This is a genomic window from Hyperthermus butylicus DSM 5456 (assembly GCF_000015145.1).
GTDB lineage: Archaea > Thermoproteota > Thermoprotei_A > Sulfolobales > Pyrodictiaceae > Hyperthermus > Hyperthermus butylicus.
Genome location: NC_008818.1, coordinates 881,506 through 902,725 on the forward strand (window position 1 = coordinate 881,506; position 21,220 = coordinate 902,725).

The window sequence follows — 21,220 nt, forward strand, 5'->3', positions numbered from 1 at the left end:
CTACCAACATAGTTTAAACACAGCTCTACGTACAACTCATCTCCTGGACCCGCGACGCCCGGGGCGAGACCGCCCGTCCGGCGGCCCTATGACCCCGGGTCTCCCGGCCTTCAGAAGACCCTCCCCACTCGCCACAACCCATTCTACCGCGGTAGGGCTACAGCTGTAAACCTCGCAGCTTCCAGCTGTAGACTTCCTGGTGCAGCATGCATGAACTACATGAAGCTGGAGAGGCTTGCAAAAATTGTTGAAGCGTTAAAGACTACGCCGAGAACAGGCTGGCTCCTAAGAGGAGTTTACCCAGCCATAGCTGAGACCATAGCTGCACACATGTATGAATCGGCTGTCCTAGCACTAATGCTTGGAGAGGAGCTGAGAAGCTGTGGCATAGAGGTTGACCCTCAGCACGCTGCAGCAGTTGCTATTGTCCACGACGCAGCCGAAGCAATAGTAGGTGATATTGTAAAGTACACCGCGGAGGCTATGGGTAAGGAGCTTAAGGAGAGAATCGAGGTCGAAGCCGCAAGGAAAGAGATACCGTCAGTGCTCCTCTTGAAACTGCTTGAGGAGTACGTGGCCCAGAACACCATGGAGTCAGAACTCGTAAAGATCGCTGAAATGCTATCAACACTAATCCAGTCCCTAAGATATATTCAGCACGGCTTCTCCAGCGTCAGCGAGATAGCCTGCTCCACGGCACAAGGCATAGATAAGATACTTAATGGCGACATAAGGCTGGCCTGTCTACGCAAAACGCTTCAACGCTACATCGATATGGGACTAAGATACTGTAGCAAGAAGTAGCGCAAAGTAATACACAAGATAGCCATTAGGGCCTCTTACCCTTATTTAACAAAGAAAGATTCTACTTCAACATACTAACTGCCATAAGGCCGTGGCTCTCTCAGGGCATGCTATTGGCGCCTCAGGCGATATGGGCACGAGCATGTAGCTTAGCTCCCCTCTCCTGATACGATATGAGATTAAACAATGGTAGGGAATACAACCTGTAAGTAAGGCTATTCATAGGATGCATAGTGTCCTACCTGTGTACAAGGCTTAACAGAAAAGTTAGGCGATATGGTGTTTCTCCCACTTGGGAACAGGCGATTAATCTAGGTGCTACAAGGGTTATCTCTCGTGCTAGTGCATCAGGAACATATGATACTTGGAATAAGCTGGAACATGCATTCAAGGAGTACAAGGGATCAGGGCTTTTTATCCACTGCAACTCCTCTAGTGTTAGCTCGTAGTCTGGGCCCCTAGGAGTATCTTAGGGTAGGATACGTGGTTGCCATCTTGAAACAAGTTATATAGAGGTATGAGCATTTCGCTTACAACATATAATATTCTACAAAACGTTAACCAGCATTGTATGATTATGGTTTTTCTTGTGGTAATGGCTTCAAGCAAGAATGTGGTTGTGGAGCTACGAGTTATTCGTCAGCTCGCTGGTGGTGGGATAGGTTGTGCTAACTCTTTCACCTTTAACGCCGTTTTCGACCCAGTATAGTACTTGGTGAGGGTCAGGTGTGTGTAGGGGTTCTCCTAACTCTCTTGCTAGAAGTGATAGGGCATATGCGAGTAATGGTACGCTGCCCCAGACACGTTTACCCATAATGCTTGCAAGTAAGCGTCGATACCTTTTTGCAAGGTATTTTGCTAGTTTGCGCCTAGCCTCGCTGGGCTCCGACGCGTATACTATCTTGCTCTTCACGGCTAGCCTAATACTGCCCCTCGTGAGCCCCCTTGGGGCCATGTAGACGTAGACTATGTCTGCTTGGGCATATTCATTCCCGGAGAGCCTTCCTACGAACCGGGCAAGCCGAGCTAGCCTCCTTGCAAGCTGCTGGGGTGAGGTAGGTCTTGATCTCTGGGTAGAAGCGTAGATGGCTACTACGAGTGGATGCGAGCCAGGGAGATTAACAACTGCGACGTGAATTCGCCTATCGCCGCTAGAGTAAACGCGGATTGGGGTAAAAGACGGATCGATACTGCTTCTTGCCACTGCAGCAATGCGCCTCGTAGCCCGGAGTACTGGGAGCAGCAGTTTGTTAGCAGTCTCCAGGGCTGCCAGCTGTCTATCCATACCCTGTTACTCCCAACAACTGGGAAGAAGACGCTCCTGTAATAGAGAATTGTAGGCTGGTCCGTCTGGTCAGGAGAGAAACTGCGGTAAGTTGCACTGTGCCAGGTCAGGGTAGCACGTAGAACAGCAGTCATGGGACAGCCAAAACTTTATCCTGAATAGAGCTGGCTGCCAATTATTCAGGGTAGTCCGCGAGAAGCTAGGGTAACCTGACAGGCAACACAGCTAGGTGCTAATACCGGCTGTGATGAGTGGACCACGAGCTGAAACCCTCCAAGACCTGGAGGGTTTGTGAGGAAACCCTGCATCGCTGAGTACGCTTGTCTTTGTAGTTCCCTCTACGGAGTAGTGTAAGCCAAAATGATGGTCAAGGAATCGTCCGTATTGTTGTATATGTTGGGAGTAGGGATTAGCTGATGAGAAGAAGGATCAACCAGGTTGAGGGGAGGCGGCCCGATCCCGGCTTGGGGGAGCTGCGGGGCCTCGCGGACCCCACAGCTACCCCCAACGCGGCCGGCTTAACTTCCGGGTTCGAAGTGGGTCCGGGTGTTGCCCGGCCGCTATGGCCGGGTCGGGCCGTGTTGTAGCGCTATCCTCCCGGGCTGATTTTTATTTCTTTCTCCTCCTTTTCTTGAAAAGGGTCATTGATATGAGTTCGGATTCACCCTCCACGTATATTGCGTGTACTACCATTGGTTTGCCGCAGCGGGGACACATGGTTCCCTGGTCTACAAGGCCAACGTAATCTCCCTCCTTAAACCGCCGTGTCTTCTCGTAGCCGCAGCTCGAACATCGTAGTAGTGTTATGGGTGTTACTTCGCTCTCTTCTTCGGGCTTCTTTAGCTTCAAAATGCTCAGTGTGGTGTATATTAGCAGTATTGTTGTTGAGAGTATGAATGCGAGGTAGAGGAGTTCTGCCAGCTGATTATCAATCATGGCCTATTCCACCTCTACGAGTTGTTATTGTGCGACTCCTATTGTGTTGCCTACACCGACGACTATGACGGTGTCGCCTGGCTTTGTTACTTCGAGGACTAGTTTTTTGACCCTCTCTACGGCCTTCTCCACACCTTCAACAATTTCCTTCTTCATTGCTGTTATCGCCTCTTCAACCCCCATCTTAATGGCTATGGCGTATAGTGGTATGTTGTGTTTTACCGCTATCCTCTCAATCCTTATCTTCTTCGGGGCCCGGATCGCCCATAGCCACGCCTGTACCTTCAGCAATGCTTCCTGTGGGCTCTCCCTCCATCTTCAATGCGGCGTCTACAGTTATGATGGCTGCTATTCTCTGGTGTAGCCACTCCTCGACAAGCCTTTCAACGGCTTCTCCTGGCCTTCCGACGGTGCTTCCGGGACCCTTAGCTTTCACCACGACTATGTTTCTACCATCCATCTTATGTACCGAGTATATCGTATCCTTAGCTACCTCTATAGGTCCTGCTATGCGCGGGAGGCTCGTCATGAGTCTGTAGGCTGCTAATGGGCCAGCTGCGTCGCCTATAGGCACACCCTTAGATATGACTTTTGCGGCGTCATGGTACGTCTTGGCTATCCTCATGAAGAATGGAAGCATCATCCATAGTTGTGCTACGAGGAGAGCATTACGTGTCTTAATCCCGGTGAGTAGTATGTGGCGCACATACTTGTATATCAGGTTGAGTGCATTGGCTATTGCTAGGAGCGTAACAATATTCTTTACTTGAATATCACTAATTCCCTCGGGCAACCTTGAGGCTACAACCTGCTCTATCCTATCCTCCTCGGTGCGCAGTATTTTTTCAAGCCTCTTAGTTATATCGGTAGGCTCTATGGATACTGGTTCGACGACGAAGTACTCAATGGTCGTCTCAAGAATATTGTCAACATCTCTTGCTTTTAGCTCCGAAAGCCTCCTCCTGGCTAGCTGTTTTACATCGTCCCTATACTTCTCTAGTATACGTAGCCTAGCCTCAATTTGACTCCTCCAAATCCTAATCTGTAGTCCCTGTGCTACACCTAGAAAGGCAAGTATCGAGAGTACTGTTGATATTAGTATGCTTATTGCTATAATCCATGTAGCTAGTGAGGTATCGGAGAAGATGGACGAGGACGTATTAGCTAGTGGTAGCAGCTCTGCCACGAGTATAACCCCTCCAAGGAGATTTCCCAGGCTGTGCTAGGCTTGTGTGCATACCCGGTTCTCGGATGGTGCCAGAAAAACTTGGCGCAACATAATATTGGTTTCTACTAGGTAGACGTGGTGCCACCACAGCTCCTTCTCCTTTGTTCCTCTGAAGCTGATTACTGTTCTACGCTGTTGTGATGATTACTTCGCCGTCATCGCGGATTAGTACTGTATGCTCGAATTGTGCTACAATGCCTCTACGCTTCTCGACTAGTATGGGGTACTTTGTTAGAAAGCCCATTCTGCTAAGCTTTCTCAGAGACTGACGCAGCTGATCCACGCTCGCTACATCTCTTAGCCAACGTTCGGTGAATGGTAGTGTTTTGAACCTCTTCTTAACCTCCTCGAGGATGTTGCGTGTCGTATCGTCAAGTCTACGTTTGAGGTTTGGCTTGGAGAGAGAGTATATTGTCACAAGTTCTCCCTCCTCAACTACGCCAGCGCCATTGGTGCCAAATGGCTCTATAGCATATACGTGGCTTGGCTGGAAGCGGCCACGAGCAAATGGCTCGTAGATGTTTGGTATGCTTTCGCCAGCATGGACACGGTAGCGAGCTATGCTGTGGCCGCCAAGGTTTGCTACGGGCTTAAATCCGTACGAGGATATTATTGTCTCTATTGTCTTGCTTACATCGGAGAACTTGGCGCCAGGTTTAACCGTTTTCAGTGCCTTCTCCAGCGCCTCCCTAACAGCTTCAAGGAGCCTAGCGTACTTTCCACCGGTTAAGTCTATGGTTGTGGCTGTGTCGGCGATGTAGCCGTCTACATGCACACCGACATCTATTTTGACAACAGAGTCTTCGGGTATGGTGGAAGTGTCATCTAGTGTTGGGGTATAGTGTGCAGCGATATGGCTTACGCCGATGTTACACGGAAATGCTGGCTGGCCGCCAAGTTCGCGGATACGATTTTCCACCCATTCGCAGAATTCTAGCACGCTTAGTCCAGGCTCTACCCTTCTACTAGCCTCCTCTAACACTTGTCTTGCTATACGGCCCGCTTCAAGATATGCCTTGAGCGCTTCCTCCTCCACAGCATGCCCCCACTTAATGGCTTGGATTGGCAGGGTTTAGTGCTCTACTAACATCATAGTATATGACATGTGGCCTCGGGGGTAGGGGCTAAGAGTTTTGGAGCTACTCGGTGTAATATCTGGACTGTAGCCGGAGGTGTGTAGCATGGGGTACGTTAGGTGGCTTGGCCACGCAGCCTTTGAGATAAGCATCGACGGCTACACTGTCCTCATCGACCCCTGGCTTACAAATCCATTATCGCCGGTAAAGGTTGAGGACTACCGCGACAAGGTAGACCTCATCATAGTAACCCACGACCATGGTGACCATCTTGGCGAGAGCGTTGAACTGCTAAGGATTAACCGGCGTGCAAGGTTTGTAGCCGTATATGAGCTTGCAAACTATGTTGCTGAACAGCTTGGCGGTGCAACTGATAGAGTTATAGGGGCTAATATCGGTGGCCCAGTCCGCATCCCCGACATAAACCTTAAGGTCATGTTCTTCCCGGCAACGCACAGCTCTAGCCGTGGAACACCCACGGGTGTACTGATAGTAGGCAAGGAGACGAGCATATACCACGCAGGCGATACCGGCCTTGCAGCAGAGATGGCGCTTGTGGGCGAACTCTACAGCCCCAAAATAGCACTAGTGCCGATAGGTGGCCACTTCACGATGGATGCCTATCAGGCTGCTAAGGCTATAGAAATGCTTAGAGCCAAGGTGGTAATCCCGATGCACTACAACACGTTCCCAGTAATCAGGGCCGACCCAGAAGAGCTAAAGAGGTATGTGGATGAGTTCAAGCTGGATGCCAAGGTTGTAGTGCTCAAGCCTGGCGAGCTATACCAGTTCTAGCCTATACAGTCACAACAATACCCCATAAGTCTATTTTTACGTCTAACCAACCTCCTCCCGCCAAGGGCTTCAGTATCTTGCAAGGCAAGATACCGGTTTCAGAATCTGAACATAAGCTCCTAGAGCTACTAGTCGGCCGCGTCGAGGCTGGTAGAGAATATGACACTGAGACCTTGGCGGAGCTGGCTGGGCTTGATAGGAGCAAGGTAGAGTCACTGGTTAGGCTCCTAGCAGAGAAGGGGCTTGTTAGGCTCCGCGAGGAAACTATGGAGAAGTACGTTGCGACCGAGGAGGCTAAGCGTTATCTACGCGAAGGGTTTCCCGAGGAGAAGCTTGTAAAGATCCTAGCTGGGGCCGGCGGCGAGGCGAGGCTGGATGAACTCCGTAACGCTATGGGCCAGGAACTCTCCATAGCGCTCGCTAATGCTACGAGGAAGGGTTGGGTTGAGGTTCGCGGTGGCAGGGTTAGGCTTGTAGTGGACCCCTCTAAGGCTGTTGCCGAGGAGAGGAAGCTCCTAGAAAAGCTTGAGATTGGAGAGCGGCTTCAGCCCAGTGAGTTTCGCCTACTGCGACGGAGAAGGTTAGTGGAACGCCTAGCTGAAAGGAGAACTATCGTTGTGTTCCCAGAGGCTCCAGAGAAGCTGCTAGAGCAGGTCGTCGTTGAGGTTGGTGCACTTACACGTGACCTCATAGCTTCGGGGCGTTGGAGAACGGTTCGCCTAAGGAGATACAATGTAGCGGCTGAGCCCCCCAGGCGGCGGCTCGGCAGGCTAAACTTCTTCGTAGAGTTCATAGAGTATCTGCGCGACGTAATGAAGGAGATGGGATTCCAAGAGGTTGATGATGCTCCAGTGGAGCTAGAGTTCTGGAACTATGACGTGTTGTACCAGCCGCAGTATCATCCTGCGAGAAGCCCTACCGACACCTTCTACTTGAGCAACCCCTCCCGGGGCGAGCTGCCGAGCGAGCTTACTCCAAGGGTGGCTGAAGCGCATGAAAAGGGGCTTGCGGGCAGCAGGGGCTGGAGGTACCGGTGGAGTCAGGAGCTTGCTGCGAGGCTGATACTGCGTAGCCACACCACAGCCGTGTCAGCGCGTGTGCTAGCCTCCAAGCCTAGGCCGCCATTCCGCTTCTTCACCATAGGCCGCGTCTACCGTGTAGAGACGATTGACCCAAGGCATTTGCCTGAGTTCCACCAGCTGGATGGTATAGCGAGCGAGGACGGTGTTAGCCTACGCTGGCTACTTGGCCTCCTAGCAGAATTCCTGGAGCGTATCGGGATAAGGGAATACAAGTTTAGGCCAGCCTACTTTCCCTTTACCGAGCCCTCAGTCGAGGCCTACGTGAGGGTTCGCGATCAGTGGCTTGAGGTTCTAGGTGCAGGACTGTTTAGGCCGGAAATGTTGGCAGCTCTAGGCATAGACTATCCTGTAGCAGCATGGGGCATGGGTATTGAGAGGCTTGCAATGGCACTCTACGACCTCACAGATATTAGGCAGCTGTACTCGCACGATGTCGAATTTCTCGAGAATATACCTGTAAGGTGGTGGATCTATGCCAGTTCTCAGATTTAAGCCCGGTAGGGTGGAGGAGGTCATAGGAGTACAGCTCGACCAGGCATTGAAGCTAATGGAGAGGTTAAAGATCGAGGTTGAAATAGACGAGGAAGGTTACGTGGTAGCAGAGCTAGAGGTAGACCGGCCCGACATGTATAGCCTAGAGGGTATCGGTCGCCAGGTCAAAGGCTTGTTGGGGGTAGAGAGGGGGCTTCCCCGCTACAACATCGTCGAGACAGACTATAGGATCGTAGCAGATGATGTACCCACGAGACCCTATGTCCTTGGTGCAATAGTATGGGACGTTGATGTTGACGAGGACTTCTTAGAGGAGCTAATACAGTTCCAGGAAAAGCTACACGTAAGCCATGGAGATAAGAGGCGTAGGGTCGCAATAGGTCTCCACGATCTCGACAAGCTTCCGGGCAAGACTATCCACTACAAGTTCGAGCATGTGGACATGGTGAGGTTTACACCGCTGCACGGCGATAGGGAGATGAGCCTTAGGGAGGTGTTTAACGAGACACCTCAAGGCAGAGAGTATAGTGGCATAGCTCTTCAGGGCGATAGGCATCCCGTACTCTACGCTAACGGCGAGGTTATCAGTGTGCCACCAGTGATAAATGCGGAGCTTACAAAGGTTGAGCCTGGAACCCGTCACCTCTTCATTGATGTTACGGGGCCCGAGCTGGGCATTGTAGAGGATATCCTAGCCATACTAGCTACAAACCTTGCTGAACGTAGCCGTACAAAGAGGATAGGTCTTGTAAGGGTTGAAGCGCCATGGGGTAATCGTGTAGTACCAGGTCTTGAGCCTCACCGGTGGCGGCTCAGACTTGCAACTGTTGAGAGAGTCATAGGGTTGAAGCTCTCGGCGAACGAAGTCGCGCAAAAGCTTGAGGCTATGAGGTTTGGTGTGGTCGAGGTTGGAGGAGATTATGTGGACGTCCTGGTGCCCAGGTTTAGGATAGACATTATGCACGAGGTTGACCTGGCTGAAGAGGTAGCACTAGCAATAGGCTTTGATGCCCTCAAACCTGAGAAGCCCAAACTGATGCTGCGTGGCGGTCTGCTACCCGTACGGGCATGGGAACGTGAAGCTAGGAAGCTCCTAGCAGGCCACGGCTACGTGGAGGTGAAAACCTATACTCTAGTCTCCTGCAGGGAGCAAGAAGCAGTAGGAGGTATACCGGCAGAGAAGCTTGTCAAGATAGCTAATCCCGTAAGCGTTGAGGCTGACTGTGTGCGGGCAACCATGCTGCCGAATCTCCTGCGTATTGCAGCTTCGAACCAGCATAGAATACCACTACGCATCTTCGAGTTGGGCGAGGTTGTCGAGGTAACAGGGGAAGGTGACCGTGGCGTGCGCTACGGCAGAAAGCTAGCAATACTATACATGGCGGACAAGGCTGGCTACGAAGACATTCAAGCAGTGGTATATAGTATTGTGAGATTAACAAACGACGAAATAAGCGTGATAAAAGAGTATACACATCCACTCTTGATCCAGGGCAGGACAGCACTAGCCAAGACAAAGCGTGGACTAAGAATAATCATTGGGGAAGTTCGCCCAGAAATCCTAGAGCGTTATGGCATCGCGTACCCGATAGCTGTGGCTGAAATAGATTACACGGCGCTCGCAGGGGGTGCCGCTGTCCCCCGCCCCTAACACCCAGCCTCACAGACCCCGCGTGGGGGCCTCCGGCTGGGCTCTTATAGGCGGGAGTAACGGGGCGGCGCGGCACCCCCAGACAGTTAGCTGCATGTTTAGGATTGCACACCCTCCCCGGATATATTTATCAGAGCCTATTTTCAGGGCTGCAACCGAGCAGCTCTCTCAGCAAAGGTCACAATTACGGCCTAGGTGTAGGGTCTATGGATGTGGAGGAAAGGCTAAAGCTCATCACGAGGAACACTGTTGAAGTTGTAACAGTTGAAGAGCTAAGGGAGAAGCTTGAGTCTGGCGAGAAGCTAAAGGGTTACATAGGCTTCGAGCCCAGCGGACTCTTCCACATAGGCTGGCTAGTATGGGCCTTTAAGGTAAAAGACATGGTTGAAGCAGGTATCGACTTCTACCTGCTGGCAGCCACCTGGCACGCTTGGATCAACGACAAGTTTGGAGGTAATATGGAGCTGATAAGAAAAGCTGCTCGTCACGTAGTAGATGTTCTCGAAGCAATAGGTGTTGAGAGGTCAAAAGTAAAAGTCGTCGATGCCGAGGATCTCGTATCCGATAAGGAGTACTGGGCTATACTGCTAAAGGTTGCAAAGTCTAACACTCTTGCACGTATGAAGCGAGCGCTAACCATAATGGGTAGGCGTGCTGAGGAGGCTGAGCTAGACTTCTCAAAGCTAATCTACCCAGCAATGCAGGTTACCGACATCTTCTACCTTGACCTGGACATAGCGTTGGGTGGTATAGACCAGAGAAAGGCTCACATGCTTGCAAGAGACACAGCGGAGAAGCTGGGCAGGAAGAAGGTCATAGCGGTACATACACCACTCATAACGAGCCTACAGGGCCTGGGCAGGATGAATCCCGACCAGGTAGACGAGGAGACTCATGCTGTCGAGTTTAAGATGAGTAAGTCTAAGCCAGAGACAGCACTCTTTGTCTACGATCCGCCCGAAGAGATAGAGAGAAAGATACTGAGAGCATATTGTCCAGCTCGCATAGTGAGGTACAATCCGATAATAGAGATAAACAAGTACCTCCTCTTCAGCAGGCCAGGATTCAAGCTGGTGGTTGAGAGGCCTGAGAAGTACGGCGGGACGGTAGTGATTGAGAGCTATGAGGAACTCGAGAAGCTCTACGTGGAGGGCAAGCTCCACCCACTAGACCTCAAGAAGGCTACAGCTAAGGCATTGATAGAGCTACTTGAACCCGTGAGACGGTACTTTGAGTCCAATCGGGAGGCGCGCGAACTACTAGAAGAACTAAAAAAGGCTACGGTGACGAGGTAACGAAGTTGGTAGGATAGAGCCCTAAACTTAGGCTGGGCTGTGCAGTACTGGAGGCAGATATGCTGGCTAGCTATACTCAACAGTCTTTGACTGGGAAGCGTAAGGTGCTGTAGGGAAGGTGACAGCGTTGAAGTACTTGATAAAGGCTAAGATAGAGGTTGAGGGGCTCGTAGATAGGCATGACATTATAGGTGCTATTTTCGGTCAGACAGAGAACCTATTCGGCGAAGAGTTTGACCTCAGAAAGCTACAAGATAGAGGACGTATTGGCAGAGTGCAGGTAGATATAAAACACGAGGGTACACGCACGATTGGAGAGGTTGTTGTTCCCTCAAACCTTGATAGAGTTGAGACTGCACTAGTAGCAGCAATGTTGGAGTCGGTCGAGAAGGTTGGTCCCTACAAGGCGCAGATAAGGGTCTACGACATAGTTGATGTTAGAGCGCAGAAGATTAAACGTATCGTTGAGAGGGCAAAGGAGATCCTTAGGATATGGTCGCTGGAAAAGACTCCAGATCTGCGCGAGGTTCTGCGTGAGATTAGCGAGGCTGTCAAGCGTGCAGAGGTCATAGAGTATGGGCCGGAAAGACTCCCGGCAGGTCCGGATGTGGATAAAAGCGATGAGATAATAATTGTCGAGGGGCGTGCTGACGTAATTAACTTGTTGAGGTATGGCTATAGAAACGTTATCGCCCTTGAGGGTGCTAGGGGCAAGATACCAGAGACTATAATCAAGCTCGCTAAGACGAAGAAAGCCATAGCATTCGTCGACGGCGACCATGGTGGCGACTTGATTCTCTGGGAGCTGTTAAAGGTTGCAGACATAGACTATGTTGCTAAGGCTCCGCCGGGTAAAGAGGTTGAGGAGCTAACGGGCAAGGAGATTGCTAGGGCTCTCAGAAACCTCATACCAGCCAGGGAGTATCTGCAGATCCTTGAGAGAAAGTTCAAACCAAAGCCAGCTGTAGAGGAGAGACCTCAGCCCCCGCAGCCACAGCCGCCAGCTGTGCAGCCAGTACAGCCTACTCTGCAGCCGACAGTAACTACTGTCGAGGTGGTGCGTGAGGCTAAGCCTGAGAAGCCTACGGTGCAAGTTGAGGTTGAGACCTTTGAGATACCACCTAGCGTTATAGAGGAGGTTAAGAAACTGAGTGGAACGCTTGAAGCAGTACTATATGATAGCAAGTGGAATCCTATAGAGAGAGTGTCAGTGCGTGACGTCTACAACGTACTAGAGAAGATGGAGCCGGGTAAGGTCTATGCTGTAGCCTATGATGGAATTGTTACACAGCGTATGCTGGATATTGCTGCGGAGAAGCAAGTGAGGCTTCTCATAGCTAACAGGATAGGCAATATTGAGAAGAGGCCGCCCAAGGTTGGGATACTAACATTTAGCGACCTAACATGATGCCATTATGGTACGTATATGTTCGGAGCTATGAGGGCTAAGGTAAAAGCTGAGACGAGAACTGTGACTGTCATGCCTAGTTTTTCACCTAGAACCCTTATGGTTACACTTCTCAATACTTGTGCACCATCAGTTACAAATATTGGTACAGCATTAATCAATGCAAGGCCTAGATTTGCAGTCAGTGCGAGGTTAAGTACAATGTTTAGTATATAGGCGATGTATGGGCTAAATCCGAGTTCTGCAAGGCTTATAGGTACCTCTGCAAGACTTATTCCTATTCTCTCAGCGCCAACGGGTTTTGTCACGTTTACTATTTCGCCGTTCCATAGCACTATTGTCAGCGATAGTGAGACATTTTCTGGTCCTTTTCCCTGGTAGAGGGTGTGGAGAGTCTCTACGAACTCTGACAGACTTGTAGTCTCTGTTCCATTGACATATATGGCTTTTACTAGGGTATTGGCGGGTAGGCCGCTTGCAGCTGCGGGAGATCCCGGTTCAACATCTACTATGGCTAGTGCGAAGCCACTTGCAGCTAGCGTGTTTAGCAATGCTATGAATAATAGCGCTAAGACCGTGTTTGCTAGTATGCCAGCAGAGTATATCCTCAGCTTGCTTCGGAGGTGCGCCCGGAGAAGCTGCTCTTCATCCGGCTCAACAAAGGCAGCGGGTATGAGGCCTAGTGCTACGAGAAAACCGGCAGACTTGACTTCAACACCTTCATAGCGTGCTGCTAGTGCGTGTAGAAGCTCGTGAGCTATTACGGCGAGTGAGAGGCCTGGTAATAGGTAGAGGAAGGTCTCAACGCTTATTGTTAGCCCGGGTATTATAGGGACTAATGGTGCTGTCCCGGCTGCCTCCGCGCGTGTCAGAAGTAGTATGAGCCTCCGGGCTAGAATGTAGTAGAAAAAGCCTGCAAGCAAGACAGTGGCAGCAATGCCAGCATCAAGCAAGTAGCCTACAAGCCTATAGCGTCTAAGCTTCTCAAACACCTCAAATCTGCGCGAGATCTTTATCACAACTGCTAGCGAGCTTATCGAAACCCTATCCCCCAGTCTCCCCGCGGCAATCCTAGACGCTGCGAACGTCACTACAAGCCATACAGTAAGATATGCCGCAAGTAGCTCTACCGTGCTAGCCAAGACCTCACCTGCCGTAACCTGCGTAACCTCTATCAGCGGAAAATTAAGCCTACACCTAGCACTGACCTAGAGGGCTGCAATTCTGGGAGGACGCGGGGGAGGCATGGTTAGGGAGAAGGTTGAGAGGAGGGGCGAGTACCGCTACGTAGTTTACGATGATGAGCATTGGAGGTTGCTAGGTCAGCTTCGTGAAGAAGCAGCCCGTATTATGAAGCCCCTCCGCGAGGCGGGGCTAGCACCAATAATCCATGGCAGTATTGCTCGGGGGGATGTACACCCGGGCAGTGATATAGATGTACTTATACCGTCCATAGTTCCATCATACCTCGTCGAGCTTGCGCTTGAGAGAGCTGGCTTAAGACCAGCATACAAGCTCGTAGTGCAAGCTACGCCCCAAAGCACACCGAAGGCCTACATAGTGTTAGATGTTGAAGAGAAGCGGGTAGTATCGTTTCCACTAGCAAAGCTATCCAAAACCGAGTACGAGTTCTACTATTTCGGAGGTGCGCTAAGCTACGAGGAACTCGTTGATGGTAAACGTGTGCCAGGCGTGGATAAGAGGCTTGTCCTAATAGAGCCAACTAGTGAGGGGCACCGGGAATCTCCCGTCATGGGCAGAGAGGCTGAGGTCGCAAGAATTGTTGGTGTTAGTGTGGAAACCGTGCTTGAGCGTGTTCGGGTCCTAACACGCCGTGATGAGCTTGGTAGAACCGGGGTATTCGTCAAGGTTGAACTCGAGCCTTGGGAGTCCGTTGAGGAGGCGGTACTACGCATAGCGCGGGAAAACCCATTGTTTAGACGCGCGCTACGCGTCAAGGGATCGCCCTTGATCTAGGAGGGCGAAGCTGGTGTGGTCCCAGCTGCTCCGAGACGCGTATACCGTGTAGACGGTGTGTATGTCCTTCTGGGTGTGCTTCCAAGGGGCTGTAGGCTCTGTATAGAGGGTGCTAAGCTTGTAGTATTCGTTACCGGGCTATGCGATGAAAGGTGCTTCTACTGTCCCGTATCGAGTGCTAAGCTATACCGCGACGTTATCTACGCTGACGAGGAGCTTGTGAAGAGACTCGAGGATATAATCGACGAGGCATACTCCATAGGTGCTGATGGGGCAAGCATAACTGGTGGAGATCCGCTCGTAGTACTAGACAGGACTATGAGGGTTATAAAGACGCTAAAGACTGTGTTCGGGCCCGATTTTCACATACACCTCTACACAAGTGGTCGCTACGCTACAGCTGATACGCTGAGAGAGCTGGAACGTGCAGGCCTTGACGAGATAAGGTTCCACATTGTCAACTGGAGTTGGGGGCTTGAGAGGCTCCGTAGAGCCCTAGAGGTCGTTAAGCATATGGATGTTGGGGTCGAAGTGCCAGTCTTCCCAGACCGGGTTGAGGAGTTGAAAAGGCTTATACTAGAGCTTGACAAGATGGGTGTAAGCTTCGTAAACCTTAACGAACTCGAGGTCTCAGAGAGAAATATCCATGACCTCCTCCTAAGAGGTTACCGGGTATCTCCTAACAAGCCAATTGTTTATGGTAGTGAGGAGGCTGCCGTAGAGATCGTTGAGTGGGCAACCCGTATGGGTGTTAGGCTAACCGTACACTACTGCCCTGCAAGGTATAAGGATAGAGTTCAGATGAGGATCAGGCTTATACGTAAAGCTATAAGGCTTGCGAAACCCTATCAGAGAGTTACGCCGAGCGGCATGTTAGAGTATGCAGTGATCCCGGAGGATAGGGCTCCTAGACAGTGGGGCGAGCTTCTAGAAAGGCTAAAGGTGGGATATGCTGGTCCCGCCTCGCTGGCAGAGATGGTGCCCAGTGCAAGAATAGTGCGCGTCTACCCATCCCGTAGACTAGCCTCCCGTCTCCCCAGCGAAGTTGATAGCATAGCGGAGTAATGCGATAACGCCACCTAGCGCCTTAACCTTATACCCCACGGGTGACTCAACGCTGACAAAGTGTATTTTTGCACGTGTAGCGTCTGCAAGTCTTAGCAGTTCGTCAACCCTAGCCCTAACCTCGGGATCAGGATGATGTAACGTCTCGTCAAGAATTAGCAGCTCTTCTACTGCGCCCATCTCGGCAGCCCTGTAAACCTGTTCCAACGTGTAAGCAATCCTTCCCGGCTCCTTTGCCAGCCTCCTCTCAAACTCCTCGAGTATCCTCTCAGCCTCAACAACAGCGGCATCCTGGAGCGCTTGTCTCATAATGCCACGTCTAACCTCCTCAAACACACCTGCCTCGCCGCCCATAGAAACATTGTCAACGAGTATCTTTACGCCTTGCACTAGTCCCCGCAGCTTTTCTGCGACAAGGTTCTTGACTGTGCCAGGCCCTGCCGCCACCACCAGGAGGGCATTCTCTCTTCTAGCAACATCAGCTGTAGTCTTGGCAATTACTGTTACTGCTTCGCGGAGCTTATCCTCCCTCGTAGGATCATCTTTCCCTGGGAGATGTAAACCGCCACTAGCAAGTATCTTGACCCCTTGTCCCCGCACAACGGCAACAGCATAGTCGTCATAGTCTACCGCTACGACTACAGCCGCCACGTTGTAGGAGCCTCGCTTGAGCTTCTCTATGAGGACTTGAGGCCAACCACTAGGCTTTACTATGTCTAACTCACGGCCAGGCTCGATACTAAGTGTATGGTACTTACCCACTACGCCATACTTTTCCGGGCCCTCAATGACTATGCCGCGGATACGCAGCCTCGTCGTAAAGGCCTGGAACTCTACAGCCTCTACTCGCACGGTGAGAACCATTGGTATGCGGCTACTTCTACCGGATCCGCGATCCCCGAAATGTATCTCGCGCAGTGTCTTCGCGCGGACAAGATCACCTGGCTGTATAACTGTTGATAGTAGCCAGATGTCATCGGTGGTCTCTGGTACAACTCTTACAAGGCCTCGCTTAGTGTCGACCGCTAGGATTTTCATAATGCACCCTCTACCACACGGTATGGGGTATGGGGTAAATTACTCCTTGAACTGCTGCGTAAAAGTACGTCCAGTGGAGCGTCGTGAGCTGGGGCAAGTCTATGCGATAGAGCGTGAGTCGTTTGACCAGCCATATAGCTTGTGGTACCTTGAACTCCTTCTATCCCTTAGTGGCGGTGAGTACTTCCTAGTGTCAGTAGCCAACGATGATAGTATCACGGGCTATATTGTGGCAGTGCCTATCGGTGAAAATGTTTGTCATATAGCCTCTATAGCTGTTAAAAAGGCGTGCAGAAGGCAACGTGTTGCTACATGCTTACTACAGAGCCTCTTCGAACTATGTATTGAAGATGGTAGAAGGATATTCGTATTAGAAGTTGAGCATACGAATATGCCAGCTCTACGCCTCTACCGCACGAATTGCTTCCATCCTCTACGCGTAATACCGAACTACTATGGTCCTGGGAGGCATGCCCTTGTAATGCTGCGCTATGAGGCGTATAGCTTGGCTCTCTAAGGGTTATTAGCGAAGTAGGTGTACAGTATTACCGGGGACGCTATAGCCTTGGCCGAGGAGATAGAGTTTGTACTCCTAGATTCTAGCTACGAAATAGTCGGAAAGGAACCAGTAATCGTTCTTTGGGGTGTGACGCTTAGCGGTGAGCGTGTGGTTCTCCTGGATCGCAGGTTCCGACCCTACTTCTACGCGCTCATAAAGCGTGGTTTTGAAGAAAATGCAACAGCAATAGCAGCTGCTATAAGGAGGCTTAGCAAGGGTTCAAGCCCAATAATAGCTTTAGAGGTTGTAGACAAGAAGTATTTTGGTAGGCCGCGCAAGGCTGTCCGAGTAACGACTGTGATACCCGAGAGTGTCAGAGAGTACCGAGAGGCAGTCAAGAAGATAGATGGTGTAGAGGATGCCCTTGAGGCAGATATAAGGTTTGCAATGAGATACATTATAGACAAGAGGCTATACCCTTTCATGGTGTACCGTGTACCAGTAGAGGATGTTGGTAAGAATCCAGGTTACCGTGTAGACAAAGTATTCTACGTTACCGGTGAGCCCCAGAGGATAACAGATATAACGAGAATAGACATGCCCGATCTAAGGCTAACAGCATTCGACATAGAGGTCTACAACAAGAGTGGGAGCCCAAATCCTAATCGAGATCCTGTCATAATAATAGCTGTTAAGAGCAGTAATGGAGACGAGAAGCTCTTTGAAGCAGACGGGTATGATGATAGGAAGGCTATCAGAGGCTTTGTGGATTACATAAAGTCCTTTGACCCAGACATAATAGTAGGCTATAACAGCAACGGGTTCGACTGGCCATACCTCATGCAGCGAGCACGCAAGGTAGGAGTTAGGCTGGATGTAACACGTCGTGTTGGTGCAGAGCCGACTACAAGCGTCTATGGTCACGTGTCGGTGCCAGGCAGGCTTAACGTAGACCTCTACCACTACGCTGAGGAAATCCATGAGGTTAAGGTTAAGACTCTCGAGGAGGTTGCAGAATATCTTGGAGTAATGAAGAAGAGTGAACGTGTCCTCATACACTGGTGGGAGATACCGAGGTACTGGGAGGACCCGGAAAAGAGGCCAATACTAGAGCAATATGCGCGAGACGATGTAAGAGCCACCTACGGCTTGGCCGAGAAGATGCTTCCATTCGCGATACAGCTCTCAACAGTAACCGGTATACCCCTAGACCAGGTTGGAGTAATGGGTGTCGGTTTCCGGCTCGAATGGTATCTCATACGCGCAGCTTATGAAATGAATGAGCTTGTACCAAACCGTGTCGAAAGGCACGAGGAGAGCTACCGCGGCGCGGTAGTCCTTAAGCCCCTTAAGGGTGTACACGAAAATGTTGTCGTACTAGACTTTAGTTCGATGTATCCCAACATAATGATAAAATACAATGTTGGCCCTGACACTATAGTAGACGACCCGGCCGAGTGCGAAAAGTATGGAGGTTGCTACGTTGCACCGGAGGTTGGCCACCGGTTTAGGAAGCAGCCGCCAGGCTTCTTCAAGACGGTCCTGGAAAACCTGCTAAGGCTTAGGAAGCAGGTTAGAGAGAAAATGAAGGAATTACCGCCAGAGAGTCCAGAGTATAGACTTTATGATGAGAGGCAGAGGGCCCTCAAGGTATTGGCTAACGCTAGCTACGGCTACATGGGCTGGAGTGGAGCAAGGTGGTATTGTAAACGGTGCGCTGAGGCGGTAACAGCGTGGGGTCGGAGCCTCATACTCTCAGCCATAGAGTATGCTCGTAAGCTAGGCCTCAAGGTCATATATGGTGATACAGACTCCCTATTCGTAACATATGACCCCGAGAAGGTTAAGAAGCTGATAGACTATGTGGTGAATGTGTTGGGCTTTGAGATAAAGATAGACAAGATATACCGTCGAGTATTCTTCACAGAGGCGAAGAAGAGGTATGTAGGTCTACTGGAGGACGGAAGGATAGACATAGTAGGCTTTGAGGCTGTGCGTGGTGATTGGTGTGAGTTAGCCAAGGAGGTTCAGTCAACAGTAGCAGAGATTGTGCTGAAAACAGGCAAGATTGACGAAGCTATACGCTATATACGCGACGTGATAAAGAAGCTTAGGGAGGGCGAGATACCGGTCGAGAAGCTGATAATATGGAAGACGTTATCCAAGAGGCTGGAAGAGTACGAACACGAGGCGCCTCATGTAGTTGCTGCGAGGAGGATGAAGGAGGCTGGGTACGATGTCTCACCTGGCGACAAGATAGGCTACGTAATAGTACGTGGCGCGGGCAGAATATCGAGCAGAGCATACCCCTACTTCATGGTGAAGCCTTCGGACATAGATGTAGATTACTACATAGACCACCAGATAGTACCTGCCGTATTGAGAATCCTCAGCTACTTTGGCGTAACAGAGAAGCAGCTCAAAGCAGCATCAACGGGGCACCGGACGCTGTTCGACTTCATGCGGGGTAAGCGTGGCTAGCCGTTAGGTAGAATAGGCCGGAAACGCTGGTAGCTCCATACGTATAGGCTGGGAATGAAGCAGTACAGCAGGGTGTAGGCGTTGATACTAGCATCGTGGCGTACACTAGCATGGATTATAAGACGTGCCGACGTAGTGTTAGAGGTTGTGGATGCGAGAGACCCCATTTCAACGCGGAGTAGGCGACTCGAGAGAATGGTGAATAGCCTCGGCAGGAAACTGATAATAGTCATAAACAAGGCTGACCTAGTGCCCCGTGATGTCGCCGAGAAGTGGAAGAGAATATTCGAGGATCAGGGGTACCGGACGGTCTATATCGCGGCTAGGGAGCACAAGGGTACACGCATATTGCGCAAAACAATAAGAGAGGTTGCCGACACGTCACCGATAATAGTTGCTGTAACAGGATTCCCAAAGACTGGCAAATCAACAATTATTAATGCTCTCAAGGGGCGACACAGCGCTCCTACAAGCCCTATACCCGGCAGTCCTGGGTACACCACGCACTCGCAGCTCTACAGGATAGGCGAAAACCTCTACATGATAGACACGCCAGGCGTCATACCTGTTGAGGGTGGGCCCCTAGAAGCGGTTATACGTGGCAGGCCTCCGGAGGAGCTGAAGGATCCAGTAAAGCCTGCAATGATGCTCCTCGAGAAGGCTCTTCGCTATAACCCTCTCGCAGTTAAGCAGGCCTATGGGATAGATGAGACAGACCCGTATAGGATACTTGAGTTGATAGCAATAAAGCGTGGTTGGAGATACAAGAGAGACGGTGAACCTCTAGTAGAGGAAGCGGCACGCACAGTGATAAGAGATTATCACCGTGGAAAACTCCTCTTCTACGTGCCGCCCGAAGAATACCTCCGCGGCAGGCTTAACCAGCGACTACGCAAAACTACTGGTGGAGAGTGGCTCTAAAATTGGTTCCCAACACCTTTCCTTGGATGGCTCACCGAATAGTGCTGGGTGCAACTGGTCTTGCACAGCTACGTAGTCGTAACTGGCCGCCCCGGCGTTGGTAAAACTACGCTCTTCTGGAAGGTTGTACGGAAACTCATGGATGAAGGTGTGGTTGTCAAAGGATTCTATTGCCCAGAGGTTCGTGGCCAGCAAGGCTACAGGATTGGCTTCAAGATAGTATTGCTGGATGGTAGTGGCGAAGCCTGGCTAGCTAGGAGAGAGGGTTGCAATGGGCCAAGGGTGGGGAGATATTACACCTGCCCTGAAGCCGAGACCATAGCATCCAGGGTGCTGGGAGAACTAGGCAAGGCAGACCTCATAGCTATAGACGAGATTGGCCCCATGGAGCTAAGGCTTGCCGGCGTACGCAGAACAATATATCGCGTCCTTGACAGCGGCAAACCGGGCCTCTTTGTGGTTCACGAGAGGCTCTCGGATCCCTACATACTAGCTAGGCTGAAGCCCAGCGGAGTATGGTTCCACGTAACCATAGAGAATAGGGATGTGCTGCCCGAGAAGGTGTATGAAGCGGTTAAGCAAGCAGTTGCACGAAGCAAGGGCGTAGGAGAGCTTAGTCTATAGGCCCCTATGGCTCAGCTAACATCTAGAAACTTGGAGGGCGGGATGCCCGCGCGTTCCAGCGCTGATGCCTAACCCGGGGGCTGTGATGTAGTCTACACCTTCCGCCCCCGGGTACCGCCCGCAAAATCTCATCCTCTAGCATAGCCGCTAGTCTGCAAGGAGGAGTATGAGTAATAAACCTAGACGCTAGAGTCGGTGCTGCCCGGGGTGTAGTGGGCTATGAGCGAAAAGTGCCGGGAATACATAGTGGTAGTTGGTGACAAGCAAATCTTCCTTACACCTGATGTCTTAGAAATAGTCCACAGGTATATACACAGGCCAATGAGCCTCGAAGAGCTTGCTAGAAGTCTCGGCCTGGACGGCTGGGAGGAAGCCTATGAGTTTATCAAGCGTATACCAGCATGGATAATGTGGATGCCAGTAAGCCTCTGGAGGCTAAGGCTCGAAAAAGAGGGTTGTCTCGAGTTCTTCGAGTCTGCCCGCTCACAGGGCGAGCAATAAGTCTAAGAGTCCCGAAGAGACTGCCTCTTAAGCATCAACAGTCTTTATGATGACACTCTTCC

The 21,220-nt window shown here is 51.0% G+C and carries 20 protein-coding genes and 1 rRNA gene; 13 read left to right on the plus strand and 8 right to left on the minus strand.

Annotated elements, in window-relative coordinates; genetic code table 11:
• Positions 1–210 precede the first annotated feature (210 nt).
• Entirely contained in the window at positions 211–804 is a 594-nt protein-coding gene (locus HBUT_RS04630; protein WP_011822049.1) for an HD domain-containing protein, read from the plus strand.
• Positions 805–1,429: 625 nt separating this feature from the next.
• Here HBUT_RS04630 and HBUT_RS04635 read toward each other — a convergent pair.
• The 6 genes from HBUT_RS04635 to map all read right to left on the minus strand — a co-directional run bounded on the left by HBUT_RS04635 (position 1,430) and on the right by map (position 5,289).
• On the minus strand, positions 1,430–2,089 hold the full coding sequence (locus tag HBUT_RS04635; protein WP_011822050.1) for a hypothetical protein: 660 nt from the start codon (positions 2,087–2,089) through the stop codon (positions 1,430–1,432).
• Between the two features lie 454 nt (positions 2,090–2,543).
• A 5S ribosomal RNA gene (gene rrf / locus HBUT_RS04640) occupies positions 2,544–2,663 on the minus strand.
• A gap of 35 nt (positions 2,664–2,698) precedes the next feature.
• Complete coding sequence (locus tag HBUT_RS04645; protein ID WP_011822051.1) at positions 2,699–3,025, minus strand: hypothetical protein; 327 nt, start codon at positions 3,023–3,025, stop codon at positions 2,699–2,701.
• Positions 3,026–3,049: 24 nt separating this feature from the next.
• Positions 3,050–3,316, minus strand: coding sequence for a DUF1512 family protein (locus HBUT_RS10025; protein WP_052287753.1), 267 nt, complete (start codon positions 3,314–3,316; stop codon positions 3,050–3,052).
• Positions 3,258–4,211 carry a DUF1512 domain-containing protein gene (locus tag HBUT_RS04650; protein WP_052287754.1) on the minus strand — a complete coding sequence of 318 codons (954 nt, stop codon included), beginning with the start codon at positions 4,209–4,211 and terminating at the stop codon, positions 3,258–3,260. The genes HBUT_RS10025 and HBUT_RS04650 overlap by 59 nt, the downstream gene beginning before the upstream one ends.
• 169 nt (positions 4,212–4,380) lie before the next feature.
• Positions 4,381–5,289 (minus strand): type II methionyl aminopeptidase, encoded by a 909-nt coding sequence (map, locus tag HBUT_RS04655; protein WP_011822052.1) that lies wholly within the window; start codon positions 5,287–5,289, stop codon positions 4,381–4,383.
• A 145-nt stretch (positions 5,290–5,434) separates the two neighbouring features.
• Here map and HBUT_RS04660 point away from each other — a divergent pair, with 145 nt between their 5' ends.
• The 5 genes from HBUT_RS04660 (at position 5,435) to dnaG (ending at position 12,052) form a co-directional block, all read left to right on the plus strand.
• Positions 5,435–6,124, plus strand: a complete 690-nt coding sequence (locus HBUT_RS04660) for a metal-dependent hydrolase (protein ID WP_011822053.1) — start codon at positions 5,435–5,437, stop codon at positions 6,122–6,124.
• Between the two features lie 77 nt (positions 6,125–6,201).
• The gene (gene pheS / locus HBUT_RS04665; protein ID WP_011822054.1) at positions 6,202–7,698 is read left to right on the plus strand and encodes a phenylalanine--tRNA ligase subunit alpha; all 1,497 of its coding nucleotides are present in this window, start codon (positions 6,202–6,204) and stop codon (positions 7,696–7,698) included.
• On the plus strand, positions 7,679–9,349 hold the full coding sequence (pheT, locus tag HBUT_RS04670) for a phenylalanine--tRNA ligase subunit beta (RefSeq protein WP_011822055.1): 1,671 nt from the start codon (positions 7,679–7,681) through the stop codon (positions 9,347–9,349). The genes pheS and pheT overlap by 20 nt, the downstream gene beginning before the upstream one ends.
• 206 nt (positions 9,350–9,555) lie before the next feature.
• A complete protein-coding gene (locus tag HBUT_RS04675; protein ID WP_011822056.1) occupies positions 9,556–10,644 on the plus strand; it encodes a tyrosine--tRNA ligase in 1,089 nt (362 codons plus the stop codon).
• 127 nt (positions 10,645–10,771) lie between these two features.
• Positions 10,772–12,052, plus strand: a complete 1,281-nt coding sequence (gene dnaG, locus HBUT_RS04680; RefSeq protein WP_011822057.1) for a DNA primase DnaG — start codon at positions 10,772–10,774, stop codon at positions 12,050–12,052.
• Between the two features lie 5 nt (positions 12,053–12,057).
• On the opposite strand, the gene HBUT_RS04685 is transcribed toward dnaG, so the two are convergent.
• On the minus strand, positions 12,058–13,194 hold the full coding sequence (locus HBUT_RS04685) for a site-2 protease family protein (RefSeq protein WP_011822058.1): 1,137 nt from the start codon (positions 13,192–13,194) through the stop codon (positions 12,058–12,060).
• Between the two features lie 103 nt (positions 13,195–13,297).
• Between HBUT_RS04685 and HBUT_RS04690 the strand changes: the two genes are divergently transcribed.
• Together HBUT_RS04690 and HBUT_RS04695 are read left to right on the plus strand one after the other, a co-directional pair.
• Positions 13,298–14,029 carry a nucleotidyltransferase domain-containing protein gene (locus tag HBUT_RS04690; RefSeq protein ID WP_011822059.1) on the plus strand — a complete coding sequence of 244 codons (732 nt, stop codon included), beginning with the start codon at positions 13,298–13,300 and terminating at the stop codon, positions 14,027–14,029.
• Between the two features lie 15 nt (positions 14,030–14,044).
• Entirely contained in the window at positions 14,045–15,094 is a 1,050-nt protein-coding gene (locus HBUT_RS04695; RefSeq protein WP_011822060.1) for a radical SAM protein, read from the plus strand.
• On the opposite strand, the gene HBUT_RS04700 is transcribed toward HBUT_RS04695, so the two are convergent.
• Positions 15,050–16,132, minus strand: coding sequence for an mRNA surveillance protein pelota (locus HBUT_RS04700; protein WP_011822061.1), 1,083 nt, complete (start codon positions 16,130–16,132; stop codon positions 15,050–15,052). The two genes, HBUT_RS04695 and HBUT_RS04700, sit on opposite strands and share 45 nt — an antisense overlap.
• A gap of 46 nt (positions 16,133–16,178) precedes the next feature.
• Here HBUT_RS04700 and HBUT_RS04705 point away from each other — a divergent pair, with 46 nt between their 5' ends.
• From HBUT_RS04705 to HBUT_RS04725, 5 genes are all read left to right on the plus strand, one after another.
• Complete coding sequence (locus HBUT_RS04705; protein WP_011822062.1) at positions 16,179–16,649, plus strand: GNAT family N-acetyltransferase; 471 nt, start codon at positions 16,179–16,181, stop codon at positions 16,647–16,649.
• Between the two features lie 48 nt (positions 16,650–16,697).
• The gene (locus tag HBUT_RS04710) at positions 16,698–19,112 is read left to right on the plus strand and encodes a DNA-directed DNA polymerase (protein ID WP_011822063.1); all 2,415 of its coding nucleotides are present in this window, start codon (positions 16,698–16,700) and stop codon (positions 19,110–19,112) included.
• A gap of 81 nt (positions 19,113–19,193) precedes the next feature.
• On the plus strand, positions 19,194–20,033 hold the full coding sequence (gene rsgA, locus HBUT_RS04715) for a GTPase RsgA (protein WP_011822064.1): 840 nt from the start codon (positions 19,194–19,196) through the stop codon (positions 20,031–20,033).
• A 60-nt stretch (positions 20,034–20,093) separates the two neighbouring features.
• Positions 20,094–20,657: a nucleoside-triphosphatase gene (locus HBUT_RS04720; RefSeq protein WP_011822065.1), complete on the plus strand. Its 564-nt coding sequence runs from the start codon at positions 20,094–20,096 to the stop codon at positions 20,655–20,657.
• Between the two features lie 219 nt (positions 20,658–20,876).
• Positions 20,877–21,158, plus strand: coding sequence for a hypothetical protein (locus HBUT_RS04725; protein ID WP_011822066.1), 282 nt, complete (start codon positions 20,877–20,879; stop codon positions 21,156–21,158).
• The last annotated feature ends 62 nt before the right edge of the window (positions 21,159–21,220 follow it).

Bases quoted from the DNA above. Each gene is read 5' to 3' on its own strand.
- HBUT_RS04725 (WP_011822066.1), top strand. From the start codon at position 20,877: ATGAGCGAAAAGTGCCGGGAATACATAGTGGTAGTTGGTGACAAGCAA.
- HBUT_RS04635 (WP_011822050.1), bottom strand. From the start codon at position 2,089: ATGGATAGACAGCTGGCAGCCCTGGAGACTGCTAACAAACTGCTGCTC.
- HBUT_RS04660 (WP_011822053.1), top strand. From the start codon at position 5,435: ATGGGGTACGTTAGGTGGCTTGGCCACGCAGCCTTTGAGATAAGCATC.
- HBUT_RS04675 (WP_011822056.1), top strand. From the start codon at position 9,556: ATGGATGTGGAGGAAAGGCTAAAGCTCATCACGAGGAACACTGTTGAA.
- HBUT_RS04645 (WP_011822051.1), bottom strand. From the start codon at position 3,025: ATGATTGATAATCAGCTGGCAGAACTCCTCTACCTCGCATTCATACTC.
- HBUT_RS04700 (WP_011822061.1), bottom strand. From the start codon at position 16,132: ATGAAAATCCTAGCGGTCGACACTAAGCGAGGCCTTGTAAGAGTTGTA.
- HBUT_RS04630 (WP_011822049.1), top strand. From the start codon at position 211: ATGAACTACATGAAGCTGGAGAGGCTTGCAAAAATTGTTGAAGCGTTA.
- HBUT_RS04690 (WP_011822059.1), top strand. From the start codon at position 13,298: ATGGTTAGGGAGAAGGTTGAGAGGAGGGGCGAGTACCGCTACGTAGTT.
- pheT (WP_011822055.1), top strand. From the start codon at position 7,679: ATGCCAGTTCTCAGATTTAAGCCCGGTAGGGTGGAGGAGGTCATAGGA.